Source organism: Caballeronia sp. LjRoot31 (assembly GCF_964253885.1).
Lineage (GTDB): Bacteria > Pseudomonadota > Gammaproteobacteria > Burkholderiales > Burkholderiaceae > Caballeronia.
In genome coordinates this window covers 97,700-117,364 of record NZ_CAXURX020000001.1, presented here as the reverse complement: position 1 = coordinate 117,364, position 19,665 = coordinate 97,700, and the positions used below count along the sequence as shown (strand labels likewise).

Sequence of the window (19,665 nt, the reverse complement as noted above, 5' to 3'; positions counted from 1 at the left end):
CGACATAAAGGAGACAACCGTGGCATACGGAATACGTTTGCATGTCCAGGGTGAGCGTGCATTGTTCACGCGCCCCGAGATGAAGGTTGAGCGCGTGTCCTACGACGTCATCACGCCGTCCGCTGCGCGCGGCATCGTGGAAGCCATTCACTGGAAGCCGGCCATCCGTTGGGTCATCGACCGTATTCAGGTGCTCAACGAGATTCGCTTCGACACCATCCGTCGAAACGAAGTCGCAAGCAAGATCCCGGCATCAAGCGCGCGATCAGCCATGAAAAAAGGCACGCTGGAAGGTCTCGTCAACTACGTTGATGAGGATCGTCAGCAACGCGCGGCGTCCATTCTCAAGGACGTAGCGTACGTGATCGAAGCGCATTTCGAACTTACCGATAAAGCCGAAGAAGGAGACTCAATCGGTAAGCACCTGGACATCTTTAACCGTCGCGCGCGCAAAGGTCAGTGTTTTCAAACGCCGTGCTTAGGCGTGCGCGAATTTCCCGCCGATTTCACTTTACTGGAAGACGACGCCCCCGCCCGCGAGCCGCATCAATCGCTTATGACGGAAAAAGATCTCGGCTGGATGCTTCACGACATCGACTTCAAGAATGGCATGGCGCCTCACTTCTTCAGGGCATCGATAAAGGACGGATGGATCGACGTTCCGCCGTTGCCGTTCGTGGAGTATTCGGCATGATCTTCACGTCACTGGTCGAGTATTACGAACGGCTCGCCGCGCAAGGCAAGGTACCCGCATTCGGATCGACGCAGGAAAAGATCGGCTACTCGATCCTGTTGAATCGCGAAGGCGAAGTGCAGGACGTCATCAATCTCAGCAATCCCACCGACAATAAATCGAAGTGGACAATGCTCACGGTTCCGGCGTCGTTTAAACGGTCGGGTATCGCGCCGCCACCGTTTTTCCTGTGGGACAAGACGGCTTTCGTGCTTGGGGTCGATCAAAAAGCGGGGGCTGATACCCCGACGCTAAATGCACGATCATGGGCAGTTTTCAAGGCCCTCCACCTTGATCGTCTGGCCGGGGCAACCGACGAAGGGCTTGTCGCGTTACGCAAGTTCATAGAGGCGTGGATTCCAGAAAACTGGCAAGGGTGCGAACACATTGCCAAACACGCCCCGGCTATTTTCAGCGCGAACGTCGTTTTCCGGCTTGATGGTGAACCCGGCTATATCCACGAGCGTCCCGCGGCTCAGGAACTGGTCAAGCACTACAGCGCGGCCGATGAAACGACCCTCGGCTTGTGTCTCGTCAGCGGTGAAACGCGTCCGATCGCGCGTCTTCATCCGGCCATTAAAGGCGTGTGGGGAGCGCAAACATCGGGGGCATCGATTGTCTCTTTCAACCTCGACGCCTTCGACTCATACGGCAAGGATCGCGGCGCGAACGCACCGGTTTCCGTGCATGCGGCCTTCGCTTACACAACAGTGCTTAACCACTTGTTGCTGCGCGACCCGCATCATCGTCAATGCGTGCAGATTGGGGATGCAAGTGTGGTGTTCTGGGCCGAAGCCAAGAATCAGCAACAGCGGGAAGCAGCGGAAAGCCTGTTCCTCAGTGAGCTGGAACCGCCGTCCAGCGACTCCGCCGAATCCGCCAAGCTCAAGCATGCGCTTGATGCGGTATTGGAGGGACGTGCGCTGCACGACATCGATCCGAATCTCGATCCTGCCTCGAAAATATTCGTGCTTGGGTTGTCACCGAATACGTCTCGGCTTTCGGTGCGCTATTGGTTCAGCGAAAACCTTGGCCTATTCATGAAAAGACTCGCGCAACACTACAACGATCTGGCCATCGAACCCGCGCCGTGGAGAACAACACCGGCCGCGTGGCGCTTGCTGTCCGCTATAGCGGCACAGGAGAAGAACGAAAACGTTCTGCAGCAACTAGCTGGATCATTGATGCGCGCGGTCCTCGGCGGCGGGCGTTATCCGCGCACCTTGTTGAGCGCCGCGATCATGCGCATGCGCGCAGATGGAGATATTTCCGGACTGCGCGTGGCGTTGTGCAAAGCCGTTCTGGCGCGCGACCGGCGTCTCGGCAATGGCGATATTCAAGAGGAGGTACCTGTGAGTCTCGATAGAAGCAATACCATGCCGGGTTATTTACTCGGGCGGTTGTTCTCCGTGCTGGAAGGCATTCAGGAAGCCGCGCTGCACTCTGCCAGCGCGAGCATCAAGGATCGTTATTACGGGTCCGCTTCTGCCATGCCCGCAGCCGTATTTCCGATCCTCATGCGTGGCGCGCAAAACCACTTATCCAAGGCGATGAAAGATCCGAAGGGAAAAGGACTCGCGATATCGCTAGAAAAAGAAGTGCAACAAATTATCGATGGTCTTGGCTGTGAATTTCCAAAGACGCTTCGACTAGAAGACCAGGGCCGCTTTGCTATCGGCTACTACCACCAGCGCAACGAACGTTTCCGTTCGAAGGCTGGCAAAGGCGACGCTGCAGAAATCATCACCGACGATATCCTGGAGACAAGCGTATGACCATCCTCGCCAACCGCTACGAATTCGTTTATCTGTTCGATGTCACCAACGGCAATCCGAATGGCGACCCCGATGCGGGAAACCTGCCGCGTCTCGATCCCGAAACCAATCTCGGCCTTGTCACCGATGTCTGCCTGAAACGGAAGATTCGCAATTACGTGACGCTGGAGAAGGATAACGAGGCCGGTCACGCCATCTATATGCAGGAAAAGGCCGTGCTCAATCTTCAGCACAAACTAGGTTATGCGGCGCTCAATCTCGTCCCGGTGGACAAGAAACTGCCCAAGGATGTCAAGGACGCGGAAGCGCTCACCAAATGGATGTGCACGAACTTCTTCGATATCAGGGCTTTCGGCGCAGTCATGAGCACGGGCGTCAACTGCGGGCAAGTGCGCGGCCCCATTCAACTGGCGTTCGCCAAGTCGATCGAACCCATTGTGCCGATGGAAGTCTCCATCACCCGCATGGCCGTCACAACCGAAAAGGACGCGGAGAACGCTGACCGCACGATGGGTCGCAAGCACATCGTGCCCTACGGTTTATATCGGGTACATGGCTTCATATCGGCGAAGCTCGCGGAACGCACCGGGTTCACTGAAGACGATCTCGAACTGGTATGGCGCTCGCTGATCAACATGTTCGAACACGATCGCTCCGCAGCCCGTGGCGAAATGGCTGCGCGCAAGCTGATCGTGTTCAAACACGAAAATTCGGTGGGCAACGCGCCGGCGCATACCCTTTTCGATGCGGTAAAGGTCGAGCGCATAAAAGAAGGCGCTGATCTGCCGGCCCGGTATTTTTCCGATTATGTCGTGTCGATTGACAAAGCGAAGATTGCGAGCGGTGTTGAAGTCATCGAGCGAATCTGAGTCGATGACTCGCATGCTCGAGTACGTCGGGACCAAGGAGTCGACTTTAATGCGCCGATGCAAACGGCGAATTTATACTGCGAAAACGGCAGGTTATAAGCGATAGCGTCGCGCTCTTCACGGGCGCGTGGGTTGAAACGACTTGGGATTGTGTCCGGCGAGATGTTGTGCCACCGGTCACGCTCTTCACGAGCGCGCGGGTTGAAACATGGTTGCCTCTCAAGTCGATCGGTATGCAACAAGTCGCGCTCTTCATGGGCGTGTGGGTTGAAACGCTCCATGAGATCGTATCAACGAAGCGGGACCGGAGGTCGCGCGCTCCACGGTCGCATAATTTGAAACATCCGAAGGGTTTGCTCCAGTCGATCAGCCGCGTCCCACCCGCGCATAGCTTGAACAACTAACCAGCTACAAATCACGGCGAGTGATTCCCGCAACCTCGCCGCGAGTATAAAGTCTAAAAATTCACCACCCTCCTCCCGCCCTGTAACATCACGACATTCAATCCACATAGATCTCTCAGATCGAAAATTTGTTTTAACATTCCTAACGATATCGCTCCCTCAGCCTTGAGCGCGAACTCAATCATCCTCATACGGACACCCCATGCCCTCTCACCATGTACTGATCTGCCTGCCTACCTACAGCGAAGAGGTCCATGTCAATTTCGCCTTCTCGCTGCTCGATCTGACGCGCGCATTAACGGATTCCGGTTCGAGCTACGAAACGTTGCACGTTGCGTCCTCGCAGATCATTCGAGCGCGTAACTTCTTCGCCAATTATTTCCTGAATCATCCTGAATTCACGCATCTCCTTTTCCTCGATACCGACATGAAGTTCCCAGCCACCGCAGTCATGAGACTTCTGGCCGCGAACAAAATCGTTTCAGGCGTCGCGTATCCGTTCAGGAGAATGGGGCTGGACGGCGCTATATCAGCTGCTGACGTGGGCTTGACCGTACGTCAGTATCTAGAGAAATACGCCGACTACACCGTCAGCCCACTGACGAAGGCAGATGGAAGTGTGAGTTTCACGAATGGATTCATTGAAGCCGAGCACGTTGGAACGGGCGTTTTTCTAGCGCAACGTGAAGCGTTTGAGGCAACAAAACCATTCACGGAATGCTACGCACCGCCGCAACAATATGCGTCGATGGTAACCAACGGTGAGTTCTACGGATTTTTTGAAACGGTCGAAGAGAACGGGGTCTATCAGGGAGAAGACATCTCGTTTTGCCGACGAGTCCGTCAGGCCGGCTTATCGGTCTGGGCGCTCATCGACGAGACAGTCGTGCATTACGGAATGTCGGAAGTATCGGGACAATGGCTCCAGGCCATGAAGTTTCGCGGCAATATACTCTGATCGTTTCGAACGCCGCGCTTCAATGCCTTGAGCTGTTTCAAGCGCGGCGTCGTCTACGAGTATTCAATCCCGGAAATGCCGCAAATCTCACCCGTCCCTTCAAGTTCCCGCGCCGCCTTCGCGCCCTCCACCTGCAAAATAGTCGGCAACGAAACGCCGTTTTTCGCCGCCGTCACCTCGGCAAGAATAGACACGGCAATCTCCGGCGGCGTCCGGCTGCCGATATAAATCCCCACCGGCCCATGCAGGCGCGACAACTCGACATCGGAGAGATCGAACTCCTTCAGCCGTTCCCTGCGCGCCGCGTTGTTCTTCCGCGATCCCAACGCGCCGACATAAAACGCCGGCGTCTTCAACGCTTCCATCAACGCCAGATCGTCCAGCTTCGGATCATGCGTGAGCGCAATCACCGCGCAACGCTCATCGAGTTTCATTTCCATCACGGTATCGTCGGGCATGGTCCGCACGATCTTCGTCCCCGGCACATCCCACTCGTCGGTGTACTCCTCGCGCGGATCGCAGACAGTCACGTGATAATCCAGCCCGACCGCGATACTGCACAAATACCGCGACAACTGTCCCGCGCCGATCACGAGCATCCGGTACCGCGGCCCGTGAATGGTCGCGAGCGTAGTTTCATCGAACGTGAGCCCGTCCGTTGTGTGCGATGGCTCCAATTTCACCGCGCCATTTGTCATGTCGAGCGTGCGCGTCACCAGCCGCCCGGCGAGAACGGCCTCGCACAATTCAGCAATACCACTCGCCATCGACAACGGTTCAAGCACCAGTTGAATCGTCCCGCCGCAAGGCAGTCCGAACCGATGCGCTTCTTCCGCCGAAATTCCGTATTTCACGCTCTCGGGCTTCGTCTGCTCAATGCCGCGCTGCCTGACGCGATCGATCAAATCGTCTTCAATGCACCCGCCCGACACCGATCCCATCACCGCGCCGTCATCGCGCACGGCGAGCATCGCGCCTTCGGGCCGGGGCGACGAGCCCCACGTTTTAACCACCGTCACCAGCAACACGCGATGCCCACGTTCGAGCCATCGCGCGCTGTTTCTCAGGACTTCGAGATCCACGCTGTCCATGATCTTTTCCCCTCCTTCCCTTCACCTGCGCCGTCGGCCGCCGCCGCATGGACTCCCCCTCAGGCTCGTCACTCTGCGTCAACTGCGCGCTGAAGCGCTTGAAAAATTCCCCGGCGATCTTTCTGGCCGCGCCATCCATCAGCCGCGAGCCGATCTGCGCGAGCTTGGCGCCCACTTGCGCATGCGCCGTGTAAGACAACATCGTTGAATCGACATTGTCACCCAGTTCCGGATCGACGTTCGCCCGTCCCTTGCCGAAACCGGCCGTTCCGCCTTGCCTCTCGAACACGATGGTGTACGTGTACGGCGCGTCGATGTCCACCAAATTCACGCGCCCTTTGAATTTCGCTTTCACGGGTCCGGCCGACGCCGTCATTGCGACCGCAAACGTGTTTTCGCCATCGGCTTCCATGCGTTCGCCACCGGAATGCACGCGCGCAAGATTTCGGTATCGTTCAGCGCTTTCCACGAAACATTGTGCGCCACAGGCAGATTATGCGTTTCGGTCAGTTCCATGATATGTCTCCGGTCGATTTCCGGTCCGCACGACGCGTCGTCGTCGCCAGCTCCCGGCCGACAGCGTTCAGGCTGTCGAGGTTGTGAGCCGCAAGCGTCGCATCGACATGCGGCAGGATCGCCCGCACGCCCCGCGCGCGTGGGGTGAAACCCGTGGATTGAGCCACACCAGCCGGTGCGCAAAACGCTGCAGACGTTGCATTTCGGTTTCGAGGACATCGATTGCTTCGTGATCGAGCCCGTCCGTGACGAACAACACCGTCGCGCGACCGTTGAGCACTCGCCGCGCCCAGCGCCGGTTGAATTCGGCCAGCGCCGCGCCGATCCGCGTGCCGCCCGGCCAGTCGACCACCTGATCGGAGATCGCGACGATCGCGACGTCGGGATCGCATTAGCGTAACGTCCGCGTGGCGTTGGTCAGACGCGTGCCGAACAGGAAAGCCTGCGCGCGCTCGCGCGATTGCAGCAAGGCATGACAGAAGTAAAGCACAGCCCGGGAATACGCGCTCATCGATCCGGAAATGTCGAGCAGCAGGACAAGCGGCGGGCGGCACTCGAGCGCTTTTTTGTATTTCCACGTGGTCCAGTCGCCGCCCGAGCGCACAGCGCTTCGGGCGCTGGCGTGCAGATCTGCATGTGTGCCGTGCAATGCCGTTTTTAAGCGCAGGGGCGGCTCCATGGCAAGCGGCATTCTATGCGAACGAATTTGATGTCGGAGCGCGCGCCATTCATCGGGCGTAAGGGTGTCGAAATCACGATGGCTCAGGCGCTCCTGTGCGCTGAACGTAGAACGTGCGTGGAAATGTTCAACGTTTTCGGACCGTCTATTGGCCGAGGTCAATGCAGCCGCGCGTGCCGCGAGGGCATCGGCGAGGAGACTGTTGCGCTTGGGCGGCGGCACGCCGTTCGTTACCTTCGGTAGCAATAACACCCGCAGTTTCCCTTCCCAATCGGGATCGCGCCAGAAAAGATCGAAGGCCTGATGGAAAAGTTCGCGTTCGTCGGGCGCATGAACAAGCAGTGCGGCGAAGGCGGTGCGGACATCGTTGCGACGGGTGATATCGATCCAGCGCAACGCTTCGGGCGCATCGTCGCTGTGCGCCGGCGACATCGCGAGGCTCGCGCTGCGCAGCAATCGCACGAAATGCGCAACGTTATGGGCGAGCGTTGGCGTCGACATGATGGCTCAGGCCGGTGCTGCGAGGCACTGCGCGATCTCGGCGGCGTCCAGGCGTGCGAGATCGTCCTGGTACTTCAGCAGCATGCCGAGCGTGTCCTGCACCGATTGTGGATCGAGTTCACTGACAGAAAGTGCCGCCTGAAATCCGATAGCAACTCGAGCAGGAAAGCTTCGAACGGTTCATCGGCGCGATCGATTTCATCGATGAGCAAAACGCGTTGAGCGGCCGGATTCAACGGGTCTGGCATAAGTGCTTGCAGCAGCGGGCGCTTGAGGGGGAATTCGCTTTTATAGAGCGAATCGTTCGATGGTTGTTCGCCTGCCGCCTCGGCAAGCCGCAGCGCCATGATCTGGCGCGGGTAGTCCCATTCGTAGAGCGCGCTGGCGGTGTCGAGGCCTTCATAGCACTGCAAACGCAACATTTGCGTGCCGAGCATGCCCGCGGCCGCTTTTGCCAGTTCGGTCTTGCCGACGCCGGGTTCCCCTTCCGGGAATAGCGGGCGCTGCATTTTCAACGCGAGAAAAAGCCCCGTCGCGAGTTCGCGGCTGGCGAAGTATTGCTGCCCACTCAGGCCGGCGAGGGTTTCGTCGATCGAGGCTGGGGTCATGGATTTGCTCGCGCCGGTGGATGGGTTTTGGGGTGCTTTGGTTAGTCCGGGGTTTGGGTCAATGCTCGGTTGGTGCTTTCGGCCGTGGTGGTCTGCGAGAGTCGGATTTTCTCTTTATCACTGTTAGCCACTGTGCGTGGCGGGACGTCATTTCCTGGTCCTTAGCGACCAAGAAACGAAGCAAAGAAAGCGCTTTCCAACCGCGCTACCCTAAAGTGTCCACAGCGTGCGGTTTCTATTCATAGGTGAGCTTCCCCCGAAATTTAGCCTTCCACAGGTGACGTAAAATTGACGTTACTTTGGAAAGACTAGAAATGAAGAAGATACCGAAAAAGGCGTACACGGCAGAGTTCAAGGAACTTGCTGTCAAACGCGTGAGCGATGGACAGACGATCACGGAAGCGGCGAAGGAGCTCGGCTTGAGCAGCCAGAGTCTGCGCAACTGGATTAAGGCCGCTGTGGCGGGCAAGCTGACGGGGGCTGGCAGCAAGGTCGTCACGCCGGAAGCAATGGAGCTGTCCCACCTGCGCTCCGAGGTCGCTCGCTTGAAGCGGGAGAACGAGATCATAAAAAAAGCAGCGGCGTACTTCGCGCGGGATGTTCTGTGAAGTACGCCTGGATTGGCACGCATATCAAGGCGTTCGCGCTGCTTGAAATGTGCGTGGTGCTCGACGTTAGCATCAGTGGCTACAGAGCGTGGAAGCGCGGCGGCACGCCTGATCGCAAGCGGTTGACCGATGATCAAATGCTGGCCTTGATTGGCGCCATTCATGCCGAACTCAAGGGCGCTTACGGCAGTCCGCGCATGATGCGTGAATTGCGCCTGCGAGGCTTCAGCGCCGGCAAGCAGCGAGTCGAAAGGCTCATGCGTGAGAATGGCATCCACGCTCGTCACAAGCGGCGCTACAAGGTCACCACGGACTCAAAGCACGGCTTGCCGGTGGCTGAGAACCTGCTCGATCGCAACTTCACTCCGGCAGCGCCGAACCAGGTCTGGACATCGGACATCACGTACCTTTGGACCGACGAGGGCTGGCTGTATTTGGCTGTCGTTTTGGACCTGTTCAACCGCGAGGTAATTGGCTGGTCGCTCAAGCCGCGCATGACGGCAGACATTGCGACGGACGCGTTGGCGATGGCCTGGTTTCGCCGCCGGCCGGCCGCGGGCGTCATGCATCACTCGGATCGGGGCAGCCAATATGCCAGCCACGCGTTCCAAGACAAGCTCAAAGAATATGGCATGACCTGCTCGATGAGTCGCAAGGGCAACTGCTGGGACAACGCCCCCACTGAAAGCTGGTTTAACAGCTTTAAAAACGAGCGGTATCATGGCGTGCGTTACGCCACACACGCCGAAATGAAGGCGGCGAGCTTCGACTATATTGAAGTCTTTTATAACCGCAAACGGCAGCATTCAACGCTCGGCTACAGGTCACCAATCCAGTATCTCGACCGCTGGATCAGTGAACAAAATCAGGGCGAGCAAGCTGCATAAGTTCCACCTACTGGAAGACGAAATATCGAGGGAACCTCATTTTGCCGATTTATGTCGTTTTATTATCCTAATTGCGTTTTTTCAGTTAAAGGTTGTCGACGCGCTTACGGGTTATCTGCGCGAACGTCTGGAAAGGAATGTCCAGAGCGTTGGATCAAATTCGTCGGACGTAATAGCTTCGGGACCACCAAATAATCCGGTTCTGCGAAAGTAAGCATAGATCCGCGCGTCTCGTAACAACAAGCCTAAGTTCGTATCTATAAATTGCTGCGCCCGTGCCTAGTCGAGAGCTCCAAAAATTATGAAAATACTAATTGCAAACACCTTATATTATCCGGATATGGTTGGCGGAGCAGAGGTGTCGACGCAGATCCTGGCAGAAAAGCTTGTCAAGTACGGCGTTGATGTAACTGTAGTCTGCGCGACCGGCACGGGGTCAGATAGGGTGTCTGAGGTCAATGGCGTCAAGGTGTACTATTTGCGACTGGCGAATCTGTATTGGCCATACCAGCGGAAAAAGCACTCGCGAGTCGCGCGTTTGATATGGCACTCGATCGACACGCGTAACTTTCTGATGGCGATCAAATTAAAACGGATTTTGGCCGACGAAAAACCAGAGGTTGTTAGCACGAGCAACCTGACTTGTCTATCAGTTGATCTCTGGCGAATTGCGAAGCAGGCTAGCATACCCACGGTTCATACGCTGCGCGACTATTACTTGATTTGTCCCACATCGAAAATGGTGAAGGAGGATCGTTCATGTGCTCGACAGTGTGGCTTGTGCGCAAGATACTCGAATCCGAAAAAAAAAGTTTCTGAAAGCGTCGATGTAGTCGTTGGTGTGAGCCAGTTCATCCTTGCAGCGCATCTGGACAATGGGTTCTTTGCCAAACGGTCTGCTTCTACAGTGATCGGAGATTGCTATCTTCCGCTTAGTCAACAGGATTTACCGGTCCGGGCAACGCGCGAGGCGCCGATGGCGGCGACGCTTGGAATACTTGGACGTGTTGCGCCGGAGAAAGGAATTGAGTCACTGATCGAGACGCTTCTAACTGATCAAACGCTCGCTTGGAGGCTTGTAATTGGTGGGAGTGGTGATATCTCTTACATGGCAAGTCTCAAGGCTTCTTTCCCGGATCCAAGAATTGAATTTTTAGGACATGTCGATCCTTGCGTTTTCTTGCAAAGTATCGACGTCCTGATCGTGCCATCGAAATGGAATGAACCGTTCGGTCGGGTTACCGTCGAGGCATATTCTTATGGCGTGCCGGTCGTAGGAGCGAACACTGGGGGTATTCCGGAGGTCATTGATCCGGCTACCGGATTGATCTTCGACGTCGATCGGCCGGAGACAGTGATCGAGAAGGTACGAGCGGCGATTGACTTGAGTAGCGGCAAGGGTACTGCTTCCCATCTGCGCGAATATGCGCAGAAGTTCTCGCCGGAAAAAATGGTTACGTCTTATATCGAATTGTATGAACACCTGCTTGGAAAAGAAGAGTAATCCCGGAGGACGCATTCCAATCTGACTGTCTGAGGGCGATGCTATTTTCGACGGACGGCAATGAAGCGATCTATCAAGATGAACTGATTGGATGACATGCCGGTAGCCTGGACATAAACTCCCTTGCTGTGGTCAAAGGAGTACCCGAACGGGCCGCCGGGTACTTGCAGTCGCTGGAAGCGACTGCCCTCCAGCGCGGCCGCGTTGTAGTCCTCGAAACGATTCATCGGCGGATACGATCCGATCCTGATGTCTCCGGCACTACCGCCGGTCACTTTGGCGTCGACGTAGAGGTCCCATTGTCCGTCTCGCGGGAGCTTGTCGAATTTCAACTGAACCGCCCATACCGGGGAATCACCACGCATACTGATTGCGGCACCATCCGAGCTACTGCTGTCGCCGACAATATGCGCCGTGCTATACATGTTCAAACTTAAGTCTTGAATTGCGTAGATATCTGATCCAGATGCCGAATGCTGGACTCCTGACTTGTTTGGCACACGGTTAATGGCGAGTAGTTCAAACAGTTGTACTAAATCTCCGTCCTGCCGGTAGGTCGTCAAGTGTGTGGCGTTAACTGTTTCTTTAAATCGCTGCAAGCGCTGCTTGTAGTCGAGATTCCAGCGGGGGGCGGTGCCTTGTGCGTTTTCGTAGTCCGAGCGACGTACTAATATGACAAAGTCAAGTGGCATGCGTGCTTCCCGCACGCGAGCGAGCAAAACGGCGTTACCCGAGACCGCCTTTTCGGCGGCGTCGAGAATCATATCCGCGTGCGATACAAAGCCCGGAGTAAACATCGCCATGTCGACCGGCGTCTTCTCAGACAACACGTCACCGCTGGATGCGAGAGCTTTATGCATCAAGTCGATATATGCAAAAACGAACTGTCCGGCGACGCCAAAATAGTCCCGGCAATATTCGTGTACGAGCGTGCGAGGATCCTGCGACGGCTGCCATAGCAAGCGGGAAATCACCCATGTCCTGAGTGATGCGAACTCAGCGCCGGGTGTCATCCAGCTTCCTTCAGCCAAGTACCCTGAAACGTTCGGTAGTTTCGCAAGCCATTGAATGGTTGCAGCAATTGGATAGATGTTTGGTGTCGGCTGAATCAGACCGGCGAAATTAGTGATGTGATCCCAGATATAAATATGCTTTGCGAGGTCATTCCAACGGAGTATGTCTTTGCTTAACCCTATGTTTCGTCCGGAGAAAAGCGGTGTGCTGTAGTCGAGGTGGATCGTCATCGGATAGACGAGCAGGTAGTCCGGAACCGTCATCCCATCAGGTGGAGTAAATCCCCAGTGATACGCGTTGAACGCAAAACGAGCCCCGGGAAGTACCACCCGCACTCTTGCAGCCAAGTCGCTAATCAAATCAAGCAGCGGTGCTGACGCCTTGCCGCCGTGGCTTGATGCAAATCGCACACTACTGGGATCCATGTCCCAACCCCAGTCCATGATGTGAATGCCAAACCACACATTCCGATAATCGGGAAGGGCGCGCAGCCGCGTGATCAACTGTGCGGCCATAGTGCGACGAACATCTGGATTCATCATGGCGAGCTGACCACCGTAATACCAGTTCGGATGGGCAGACCCGTACCGGTCTCGCGGCAACAGATCCCAGAGAGACACGTCTCCGTCTTTAGCGAGCCAACTCCGATCCCAATCATCCACGGTCGGAGGCGAAGCGAAATAGGACGGTCCGTGCGACTCGCCGTTCAACAAGTTGTGAGCGCGGTAAAACGGATCCTCGCCTTCTTCATTCAAGATCTCCCGATAGCGAAAACGAGGGACTTGACGCTCGCTGAGAGGATCGATAACAAGAGATTCGCGATTTGGAATGTACGTCGCGTTAGGCGCAAGCCACTTCACACCGACGATGTGATCAAGAAACCAGTTGACGCCATACATGGTTCCACGCGGAGTGGCACCAGCTATCACAATGTTCTTCCCCGATGTGCAAATATTGAACCCGTCGTCGTGAAGCAATTCGAACGACATAGAAGGACACAGCGGGTGGGCGAGTCGATTTTGTCGGCCTACGACGATGAGTGGGCCACGCTGCGGATTAACATCGGTTGACAGAATTCGAAAATCTGCGTCCGTTACCTTTGCGAGATAGTCGGCGAGTTCCTTTGCGGCGCCAAGCGATATGACATCTTCTGAGTCGCTGACATGGACGTGATAGCTGGTTATGCGATTTTCCGCGAGCGTTAGCCTTGCTGGGAAGAAGCCACCGGACTTGATGTCTTGAAGGAGAATCGCGTCTCGCTCGGTGGCCGGTACTGTTTCGACAGGGAGTGTCATGCGCAGGTTCGCGGCCGTGATGCTCGCAACACTGGTCAGCGGATCTCGGGTGACCTCAACCGCGACGTTTGCAAACTCCGCTGCCGTACCTTGATTTTCCCGCCTGCGAAGGTAGAGAGAGAGATACGTAGCGCCGCTAGGCGGCTGTATCACCACCTTGACCTTTTGCCATGCTCCGCTCGTACTCCGATCCACTGCAAGAGCGGCTTCGCTGCCCCAAGGCTGCTGGATTGTTTGTAATCCCTGCCATTGCGGTGCGGCGTTATCGGAGCTATACATCATCTGCACGAAAGCAGACGGTTGCCCGATTGAGCGCATTGAGAGCGTTACGCTGTATCGGCTGTGTCCATCGACGGCAATCTTGTCTTGAAGCGCAAAACCAGAGATTACGCGGAGCTTTGCACCGAAGGTGTTATCAGGGACCACATTGAAATGGTCGCCTTGCCAACCGATCTTGCCTTGAGAAAAATCGCCGTTAGTGAGTGCGACTGCGGTTGAGACAAATAATGACCACGTGCTCAGGATCAGTGAAAAAATGCATAGCGCGCGAATAAGCCGGAATGCGTTCTTGGGCACCGGTCGCCTACCGATGCACGCCATCAATTCCGGGCGGCAATGCTAGAGGAATGCGGAACTTATTCCGGAAGCGAAGGAAGCTTTGCAAGTGGTAACGCCCAGCGCGTGAGAGCGGCCCACTCTTCGCCGAATTCCGTTGGTAATCGTGCATCAATCTTGCGCCGGGTACACAGACGATCCGATGGCCCGTTGCCCAGATGCGAGCGCATAAATCCACGTCTTCCATATAGAGAAAATAGCCTTCATCCATTCCCCCAAGCTCTTCATAGATTGTTCTTTTTACTATAAAGCCCGTGCCCATCACCCAGTCAGCATCGAAAACGATACCGGGCGTCCAAGCCTCAACCATCATGTGTCGCTCCATCCGTCCATGCAAGGACCTGAGGCTGCCTAAGCGTGTACGCCGGCCAACGATGTCAAGGACGCTGTAGAACCGGCGCGCGGAATATTGCCGGCGACCATCGGGGAAGGTCAAGTCAAGGCCCACCATTCCTACCTCGGGCGACTCTTCAAAAACAGTCATTGCCATTCCGATACTCTGATCGACAAAGTACGTATCAGGATTCAAGACCAGTACATGATCACGTTTGCCAGCCACCATGCCCATATTCACCCCGGCACCAAAGCCGCGGTTCATTGAGGCGCGCACGAGACGAACTCCTTCTGGTAGTTCGTTTCTCAATCGAGAATATGAATCGTCCGGCGATGCATTCTCAACGACCACCATATCGGCGGATGCTGCAAGATTGAGCGCCAGCAATGATTCGATGCACCGGACCGTCAAATCAGGTGTGCGAAAATTTACGACAATTACATTAAACAGACCTTTGGTATTCATTATTTCCTCGTACGGTATCAGACCGGGATCGGAACTTGATTACTAAAGTCAGGCGCGTCTTCTATCATTTGTCGACGCTTGATCGATGATCGCCCACAAGGCGCTCGCAGCGATATTCCATCTGAAGTGAGTTGCTCGCTCGACCCCTCGCCCGATTAACTCCTCACGCAAAACGCTATCTTGCGCGAGGCGATCAAGCGCGGTGGTGATTTCGGCAACGGAAAATGGATCAACTATCAGCGCCGCGCCGCCGGCGACTTCGGGCATGGCTGTAACATTCGATGTCATAACGGGCGTACGCGATGCCATTGCCTCAACAATTGGCATCCCAAAGCCTTCATACAAAGAGACGAAAGCGACGAGCATGGCCCCACGGTAAAGCTTGGGCATCTCGTCGTCAGACACCCTTCCGGAGAAGCGTAGACGCCATGAAATACCCAGCGAATGGGCGCGCTCTTTGATCGCCGGGTCGGGGTCTCCTGTCAACATGAGGAAGATGCCCTTTGCCGGTAGTGATGAGCGAGCATACGCGGTCATCAACCGATCGAGGTTCTTATACTTGCGCCTATTTCCAGGGTAGAGGATGTAGGGTGCATCGGCCACAAAAGGGATATTATTTTCGGCGAAAGCTTCGTCGATACCGTGCGGAATTACGTGGACGCGGTCCCGCGCCATGCCTGACCATTCGAGGAATTCTGTACGCGAAAAGTCAGACCCGCAAATGATCGAAGTGCAGTTTCGGTACATTCGCCGAAACACAAGATCATAGTAAGTGCGATGCACCGGCGAGTAATAGTGCCGATGCGTCAAATCGTGAACGGTAACGACTGAAGAGTACTTGGAAGACGACGGAGGCACAAATCCAGCACTCCAGAACACGCCGTCCTCAGTTTGATTTTTTAGGGATCTTGCTACGGAAAAAGGCGACCAAACACTGCCGATTCCCGATCCGATCTTCAACGCCACAAGGTTGACGTTTGCCGGAGCGCGCTCGATGCATGCCGCCATCACGTTGCCGATGCCGGTTTTTGCGGGCCAACGGAGATCCGCGTAAACGTTGTAGCGTCGCGACGAAGTCGCCGACGGTAGCGGCTTCTTCATGCTCAATCCGGACGCCGATGAGCCCGGAGCACTTGTGCCTTGGTGATCAAGTGAAATACGCCTGCCACCGACTGTGTCTAGTTCAAGGTCGTGGGAAGTGGCATTGTCGATCTGCGAGTCCATCATGACGAAATACCGGTTGTCAGCAATCGATTTTGACGGCGCGTCGTGGAATTTCCCATTCTTTCAACAGGCGCAGATGCATCCAGACCTGTTCCGCGGCTGTAAGAGATGAGATAGCCCAACAGCAGATAGGTTAGCTCGCTCTGATGCATCGGATTCGTAAAGGACCACGCGGCAATAGGAATGACGCTGGCCGTCGCGACCCATCCAAACCCGAAGCCACAAAAAAAGATTAGCCATACCAGAATGCCCGGTATCCCTGCGATCAAGAAAAAATCGAGCGGCGTCAGGAATATAGAGTTCACTCCTTTGCCGAGTCCCATCACATAAATGCCGGTTCCCGAGAAATACGCCTCGACAAAACCAAATCCATGACCTAGCCAATCGCGGGCGGCTATTCCTGTGCTAATTACGAAGGCGAGGCCGCGTTCATCCTTGATACGCTCGTCAAGCATGTGTCCGGACAACTCCGGCGCAAAGCGCCAAACATAAAAAGCGCTGCCTGCTGCAACAAGCAGCATCTTGATTCCGGTATGCCCCCTTACTTGGAGCAGAACCACGATGCCGCAGGGAATGAGTACGGACTTAGACTCGCTCACCAGAGCGTTAGCAACGTTTATCGCAAGAAACAGGACAGCATCAACTGGCTTGCGTTTGGATTGCAGGAATACCATGTAACTCACGGCAAAGAAAAATAGTGCAAACCAATTTCGCTCCAGGAACGAGCCGTGTATTGCGTCTATCGAGAAGTAAACGTATTTGTAGATTACGGGTGCTTCAAACTTTTGCACCGCGATTTCGAAGACAAAGAAAAGCACGATCATCGGGTAGCCGATGGGTAGCTTGTGCTTCAGATAATAACGCCCGAGATGTCGGCCGACTAAAAAAAACGCCGGATACACAACGGCGAATTTCATAACCTGCTGAGGAGCTTTTACGTGCGCGTACCCGCTGTACAGGGTTAGCCATACTGCAGTCGAAAGAAACAAGCCGTAGACAAGGATCTCCCGGCCAAGAACAGGAATGGAATTCTTCGCGAAAAACAATGTAAGCGCGGCCAGTGCCCATAACTGCCCAGGTTGAGCCCCTCCAATGCTGACAAATTGGAGAGACAGGCAAAGCAGCCCGACGAGAAAGAACAGATTAGCGAAGGGGCTATCGCCATTTTCGGATCGGATGCTTTCTCGTACGGTTGTCCCGAACGGCAACTCGTCCTCTCTACGCATGGGTCCAACAGGTCGTTGGAAGAGTTGCATCGTCATTACCCCGAGTAATAGGCACTATATTTGATGCTGCGCTGGGGCACATCGTTGACCAGGACGCCGCTTACCGTCACGTTCGCATTTGACAACCTGCGTTCAGCCTCGGCGATTTCCGCAGACGTATGGCGTCCATAACGAACAGCAAAAAGTGTGATGCCCGCGTACCTGGCAATAATGGCCGCGTCAGTGACAGCAAGCAGCGGGGGAGCGTCAACGAGAATGACGTCATATTTCCGCGAGAGCACATCTAACAAGGTCTTGAACTGGTTGCTCATCAGGGCGCCGGCAGGGGCCGATGAACCTGAGCCGTTTGCCAGAAAATCGAGATTTCCTCCAGCGACGCCCTTATGAATAAGTCCCGCTATCGCGTGGCCGGCGATCGCGTCGGAGAGGCCCGGTGAAGCCGCTCTATTGAAGTACTGGTTGATATCACCGCCACGCATGTCGGCGTCTATCAAAAGTACTCGCTTCCCACCACTCGCAAGGACAGTCGCCAGGTTCGCCGCCAAAAATGATTTGCCAACGTCGGGCCGCGGCCCCGTCAGAAGAATGATGTTATTTGTCGTAGCAAACGATCCAAAATGGAGTGCCGTTTGCAAACTTCGGATTGCCTCAACTGCAATGTCGTCAGGCGCCTTGATCGCTAACAAGTGCTGCCCCTTTACGCCACGACGAATGAGCCCTTCGATTTTTGCCTGCTGCGCGCTATGAGGGACGATCGAATAAATCGGCGCGCTAAGCACATCTTCGAAGTGATCGGAACATTCAATACCCGGCTTAATCCACCGCCGTACAAACGGCATACCCAGACCAACCGCCAGTCCTATAATTAATGCAAGGCCGCTAACCACCATCTTCTTCGGTTTTACAGGCTTACCGGACGCCATCGCCCAGTCCACAACCCGAACATTTCCCATCTGCCCGGCCCTGACAATATCCATCTGCTGGGCACTATTGAGCATGTTTGTGTAGAGCTCGGTATCGACTCTTACGTCTCTTAGCAGGCGAAGCGCATTTTGCTCGGTGTTCGGTAAACCCGAGACGCGTCCTGCGAATTGCAGTTGTTGTTCTTTCAATTCCTCAATGCTTTGCGTCAACGCTGCGACTGCTGGAAATTGCAGAGAAAATCGATGAGAAAGGTCGTTGCGTTGCTGCTCAAGATCGCGTTGGCGCGCCTGCGAGTCGACCATTTGACCAAGCAGAAGACGGCTTTCCTCTGACAGATCCACCGTACCGTGTTGATTTCGGAAGACGTTATACGCGTTCTCAGAGTCTTCGAGCTGCGTCTTCATGCGAGGAAGTTGCGCGTCCAGGAATGCGAGCGTGGTCTGCGCTTCTTCACGCTTGTGTTCGATATTCTGCTGAACATATTTGCGCGCTATTTCGTTCACGGCCGCTGATATCCGCTGGTCGTCGGTCCCTTGCAGCGCAATCGAAAGAATACCCGCGTCTTTGCCTTTTTCCTGAATATCCAAAGATTCTTGAAGACGTCGAATTGCGTCGAATTCGGTTCGCTTGGTGACGTTGAATCGAGTTCCGGGAAACGCCACCAACTTATCAACCAAAATCGAAACAGGCCGCCCTTCGTCGCTGCCCGTGGTTAAGGCGCCAACTGTTCCTTGCGCTACCGGTATTCCATGCTTGTTGTTCAATATATAAGTATTATTATCACCGGATCTAAGCGAATAATCCGCGTCATACTGCGCATCAAAATTACTGATTGAGATCTTTTCTCCGCCCCAAGCAAACGAGGACAGCCCATAGATTGGACTTTGCAACTGTCCATCCTCTCTATATCTCGCGACAATTTTTCCGATTATCGGGAAATATTCTGGCTCCGTGACAATATCGAGATGCAGGGTACGTACGGCCTGTTGAATCACTAGGCGTGACCTGACCAGCTCGACTTCTGCTGCAGTCGTTGATCCCGCATCGAATGGAACCGTTGCCTCGCGTGTCCGCCACGGCGTAGGCGTGCTAATTGTGTTGTTGTTGGGGTCTTCGATTTGGATTAACGCATCCGCTTGGAAAATCGGAGGTGCAATAAGCACATACGCAACGCCTATGGCGAAGAAGACCGTCGCGGTACCGACGGCCAACTTCCAATTCTCAAAAATCAAATCGATATTCTCAACGAGGGATAGCTCCGCTCTCTGAGGAATATCGCCATAACGTGTAGCAACGCGTTTTATCATATCAAAGGATGAGAATATTTCGCTGTTGGAAGCGAACCTGCAATGAGAATACAGGAACAGTAATATTACGGGGTGTCTAAAATATTTAAACCATCGACGAACTCGAACGTGTCTGTACTTTCCTTAAC

Annotated in this window: 12 protein-coding genes and 3 pseudogenes; 6 read left to right on the top strand and 9 right to left on the bottom strand. The window is 55.0% G+C overall.

From position 1 onward, the window contains the following. Positions 1–19: 19 nt before the first annotated feature. From cas5c to ACSQ8V_RS00480, 4 genes are all read left to right on the top strand, one after another. A complete protein-coding gene (gene cas5c / locus ACSQ8V_RS00495; RefSeq protein WP_436204585.1) occupies positions 20–694 on the top strand; it encodes a type I-C CRISPR-associated protein Cas5c in 675 nt (224 codons plus the stop codon). Next, positions 691–2,508 carry a type I-C CRISPR-associated protein Cas8c/Csd1 gene (gene cas8c / locus ACSQ8V_RS00490; RefSeq protein WP_436204584.1) on the top strand — a complete coding sequence of 606 codons (1,818 nt, stop codon included), beginning with the start codon at positions 691–693 and terminating at the stop codon, positions 2,506–2,508. The genes cas5c and cas8c overlap by 4 nt, the downstream gene beginning before the upstream one ends. Then, positions 2,505–3,377 carry a type I-C CRISPR-associated protein Cas7/Csd2 gene (gene cas7c / locus ACSQ8V_RS00485; protein ID WP_436180551.1) on the top strand — a complete coding sequence of 291 codons (873 nt, stop codon included), beginning with the start codon at positions 2,505–2,507 and terminating at the stop codon, positions 3,375–3,377. The genes cas8c and cas7c overlap by 4 nt, the downstream gene beginning before the upstream one ends. Positions 3,378–3,983: 606 nt before the next feature. Further along, positions 3,984–4,739, top strand: coding sequence for a glycosyltransferase family 2 protein (locus ACSQ8V_RS00480; protein WP_436180550.1), 756 nt, complete (start codon positions 3,984–3,986; stop codon positions 4,737–4,739). Between the two features lie 53 nt (positions 4,740–4,792). Here the strand turns inward: ACSQ8V_RS00480 and ACSQ8V_RS00475 are convergent, their stop codons facing one another. The 4 genes and pseudogenes from ACSQ8V_RS00475 to ACSQ8V_RS00460 form a co-directional block, all read right to left on the bottom strand. Continuing rightward, positions 4,793–5,830 (bottom strand): XdhC family protein, encoded by a 1,038-nt coding sequence (locus ACSQ8V_RS00475; protein ID WP_436204583.1) that lies wholly within the window; start codon positions 5,828–5,830, stop codon positions 4,793–4,795. After that, a pseudogene (locus ACSQ8V_RS00470) lies at positions 5,803–6,346 on the bottom strand (CoxG family protein). Before ACSQ8V_RS00470 ends, ACSQ8V_RS00475 begins: the two are co-directional and overlap by 28 nt. Then, positions 6,337–7,526, bottom strand: a pseudogene (locus ACSQ8V_RS00465) (vWA domain-containing protein). The pseudogenes ACSQ8V_RS00470 and ACSQ8V_RS00465 overlap by 10 nt, the downstream one beginning before the upstream one ends. Positions 7,527–7,532: 6 nt before the next feature. Continuing rightward, positions 7,533–8,134: pseudogene (locus tag ACSQ8V_RS00460) on the bottom strand (AAA family ATPase). A gap of 314 nt (positions 8,135–8,448) precedes the next feature. Between ACSQ8V_RS00460 and ACSQ8V_RS00455 the strand changes: the two are divergent. Together ACSQ8V_RS00455 and ACSQ8V_RS00450 are read left to right on the top strand one after the other, a co-directional pair. Next, positions 8,449–9,629, top strand: a protein-coding gene (locus ACSQ8V_RS00455; RefSeq protein WP_436204582.1) for an IS3 family transposase whose coding sequence is annotated in 2 segments (ribosomal slippage) — positions 8,449–8,701 and positions 8,701–9,629 — 1,182 coding nt in all. Because the reading frame shifts where the segments join, the coding sequence is not laid out codon by codon here. Positions 9,630–9,930: 301 nt separating this feature from the next. Continuing rightward, positions 9,931–11,133 carry a glycosyltransferase family 4 protein gene (locus tag ACSQ8V_RS00450; RefSeq protein WP_436204581.1) on the top strand — a complete coding sequence of 401 codons (1,203 nt, stop codon included), beginning with the start codon at positions 9,931–9,933 and terminating at the stop codon, positions 11,131–11,133. A 41-nt stretch (positions 11,134–11,174) separates the two neighbouring features. Here the strand turns inward: ACSQ8V_RS00450 and ACSQ8V_RS00445 are convergent, their stop codons facing one another. The 5 genes from ACSQ8V_RS00445 to ACSQ8V_RS00425 form a co-directional block, all read right to left on the bottom strand. Continuing rightward, complete coding sequence (locus ACSQ8V_RS00445) at positions 11,175–14,018, bottom strand: DUF4838 domain-containing protein (RefSeq protein WP_436204580.1); 2,844 nt, start codon at positions 14,016–14,018, stop codon at positions 11,175–11,177. Positions 14,019–14,025: 7 nt separating this feature from the next. Then, positions 14,026–14,856 carry a glycosyltransferase family 2 protein gene (locus ACSQ8V_RS00440; RefSeq protein WP_436204579.1) on the bottom strand — a complete coding sequence of 277 codons (831 nt, stop codon included), beginning with the start codon at positions 14,854–14,856 and terminating at the stop codon, positions 14,026–14,028. A 48-nt stretch (positions 14,857–14,904) separates the two neighbouring features. After that, the gene (locus ACSQ8V_RS00435) at positions 14,905–15,957 is read right to left on the bottom strand and encodes a glycosyltransferase family 4 protein (RefSeq protein ID WP_436204578.1); all 1,053 of its coding nucleotides are present in this window, start codon (positions 15,955–15,957) and stop codon (positions 14,905–14,907) included. Positions 15,958–16,079: 122 nt separating this feature from the next. Then, a complete protein-coding gene (locus ACSQ8V_RS00430; RefSeq protein ID WP_436204577.1) occupies positions 16,080–17,306 on the bottom strand; it encodes a hypothetical protein in 1,227 nt (408 codons plus the stop codon). A gap of 35 nt (positions 17,307–17,341) precedes the next feature. Further along, complete coding sequence (locus ACSQ8V_RS00425; protein ID WP_436204576.1) at positions 17,342–19,537, bottom strand: polysaccharide biosynthesis tyrosine autokinase; 2,196 nt, start codon at positions 19,535–19,537, stop codon at positions 17,342–17,344. Positions 19,538–19,665 lie beyond the last annotated feature (128 nt).

Coding starts and splice junctions, on each gene's coding strand:
- ACSQ8V_RS00475 (WP_436204583.1), bottom strand. CDS start 5,830: ATGGACAGCGTGGATCTCGAAGTCCTGAGAAACAGCGCGCGATGGCTC.
- ACSQ8V_RS00425 (WP_436204576.1), bottom strand. CDS start 19,537: ATGATAAAACGCGTTGCTACACGTTATGGCGATATTCCTCAGAGAGCG.
- ACSQ8V_RS00450 (WP_436204581.1), top strand. CDS start 9,931: ATGAAAATACTAATTGCAAACACCTTATATTATCCGGATATGGTTGGC.
- cas7c (WP_436180551.1), top strand. CDS start 2,505: ATGACCATCCTCGCCAACCGCTACGAATTCGTTTATCTGTTCGATGTC.
- ACSQ8V_RS00440 (WP_436204579.1), bottom strand. CDS start 14,856: ATGAATACCAAAGGTCTGTTTAATGTAATTGTCGTAAATTTTCGCACA.
- ACSQ8V_RS00435 (WP_436204578.1), bottom strand. CDS start 15,957: ATGAAGAAGCCGCTACCGTCGGCGACTTCGTCGCGACGCTACAACGTT.
- ACSQ8V_RS00480 (WP_436180550.1), top strand. CDS start 3,984: ATGCCCTCTCACCATGTACTGATCTGCCTGCCTACCTACAGCGAAGAG.
- cas8c (WP_436204584.1), top strand. CDS start 691: ATGATCTTCACGTCACTGGTCGAGTATTACGAACGGCTCGCCGCGCAA.
- ACSQ8V_RS00430 (WP_436204577.1), bottom strand. CDS start 17,306: ATGCGTAGAGAGGACGAGTTGCCGTTCGGGACAACCGTACGAGAAAGC.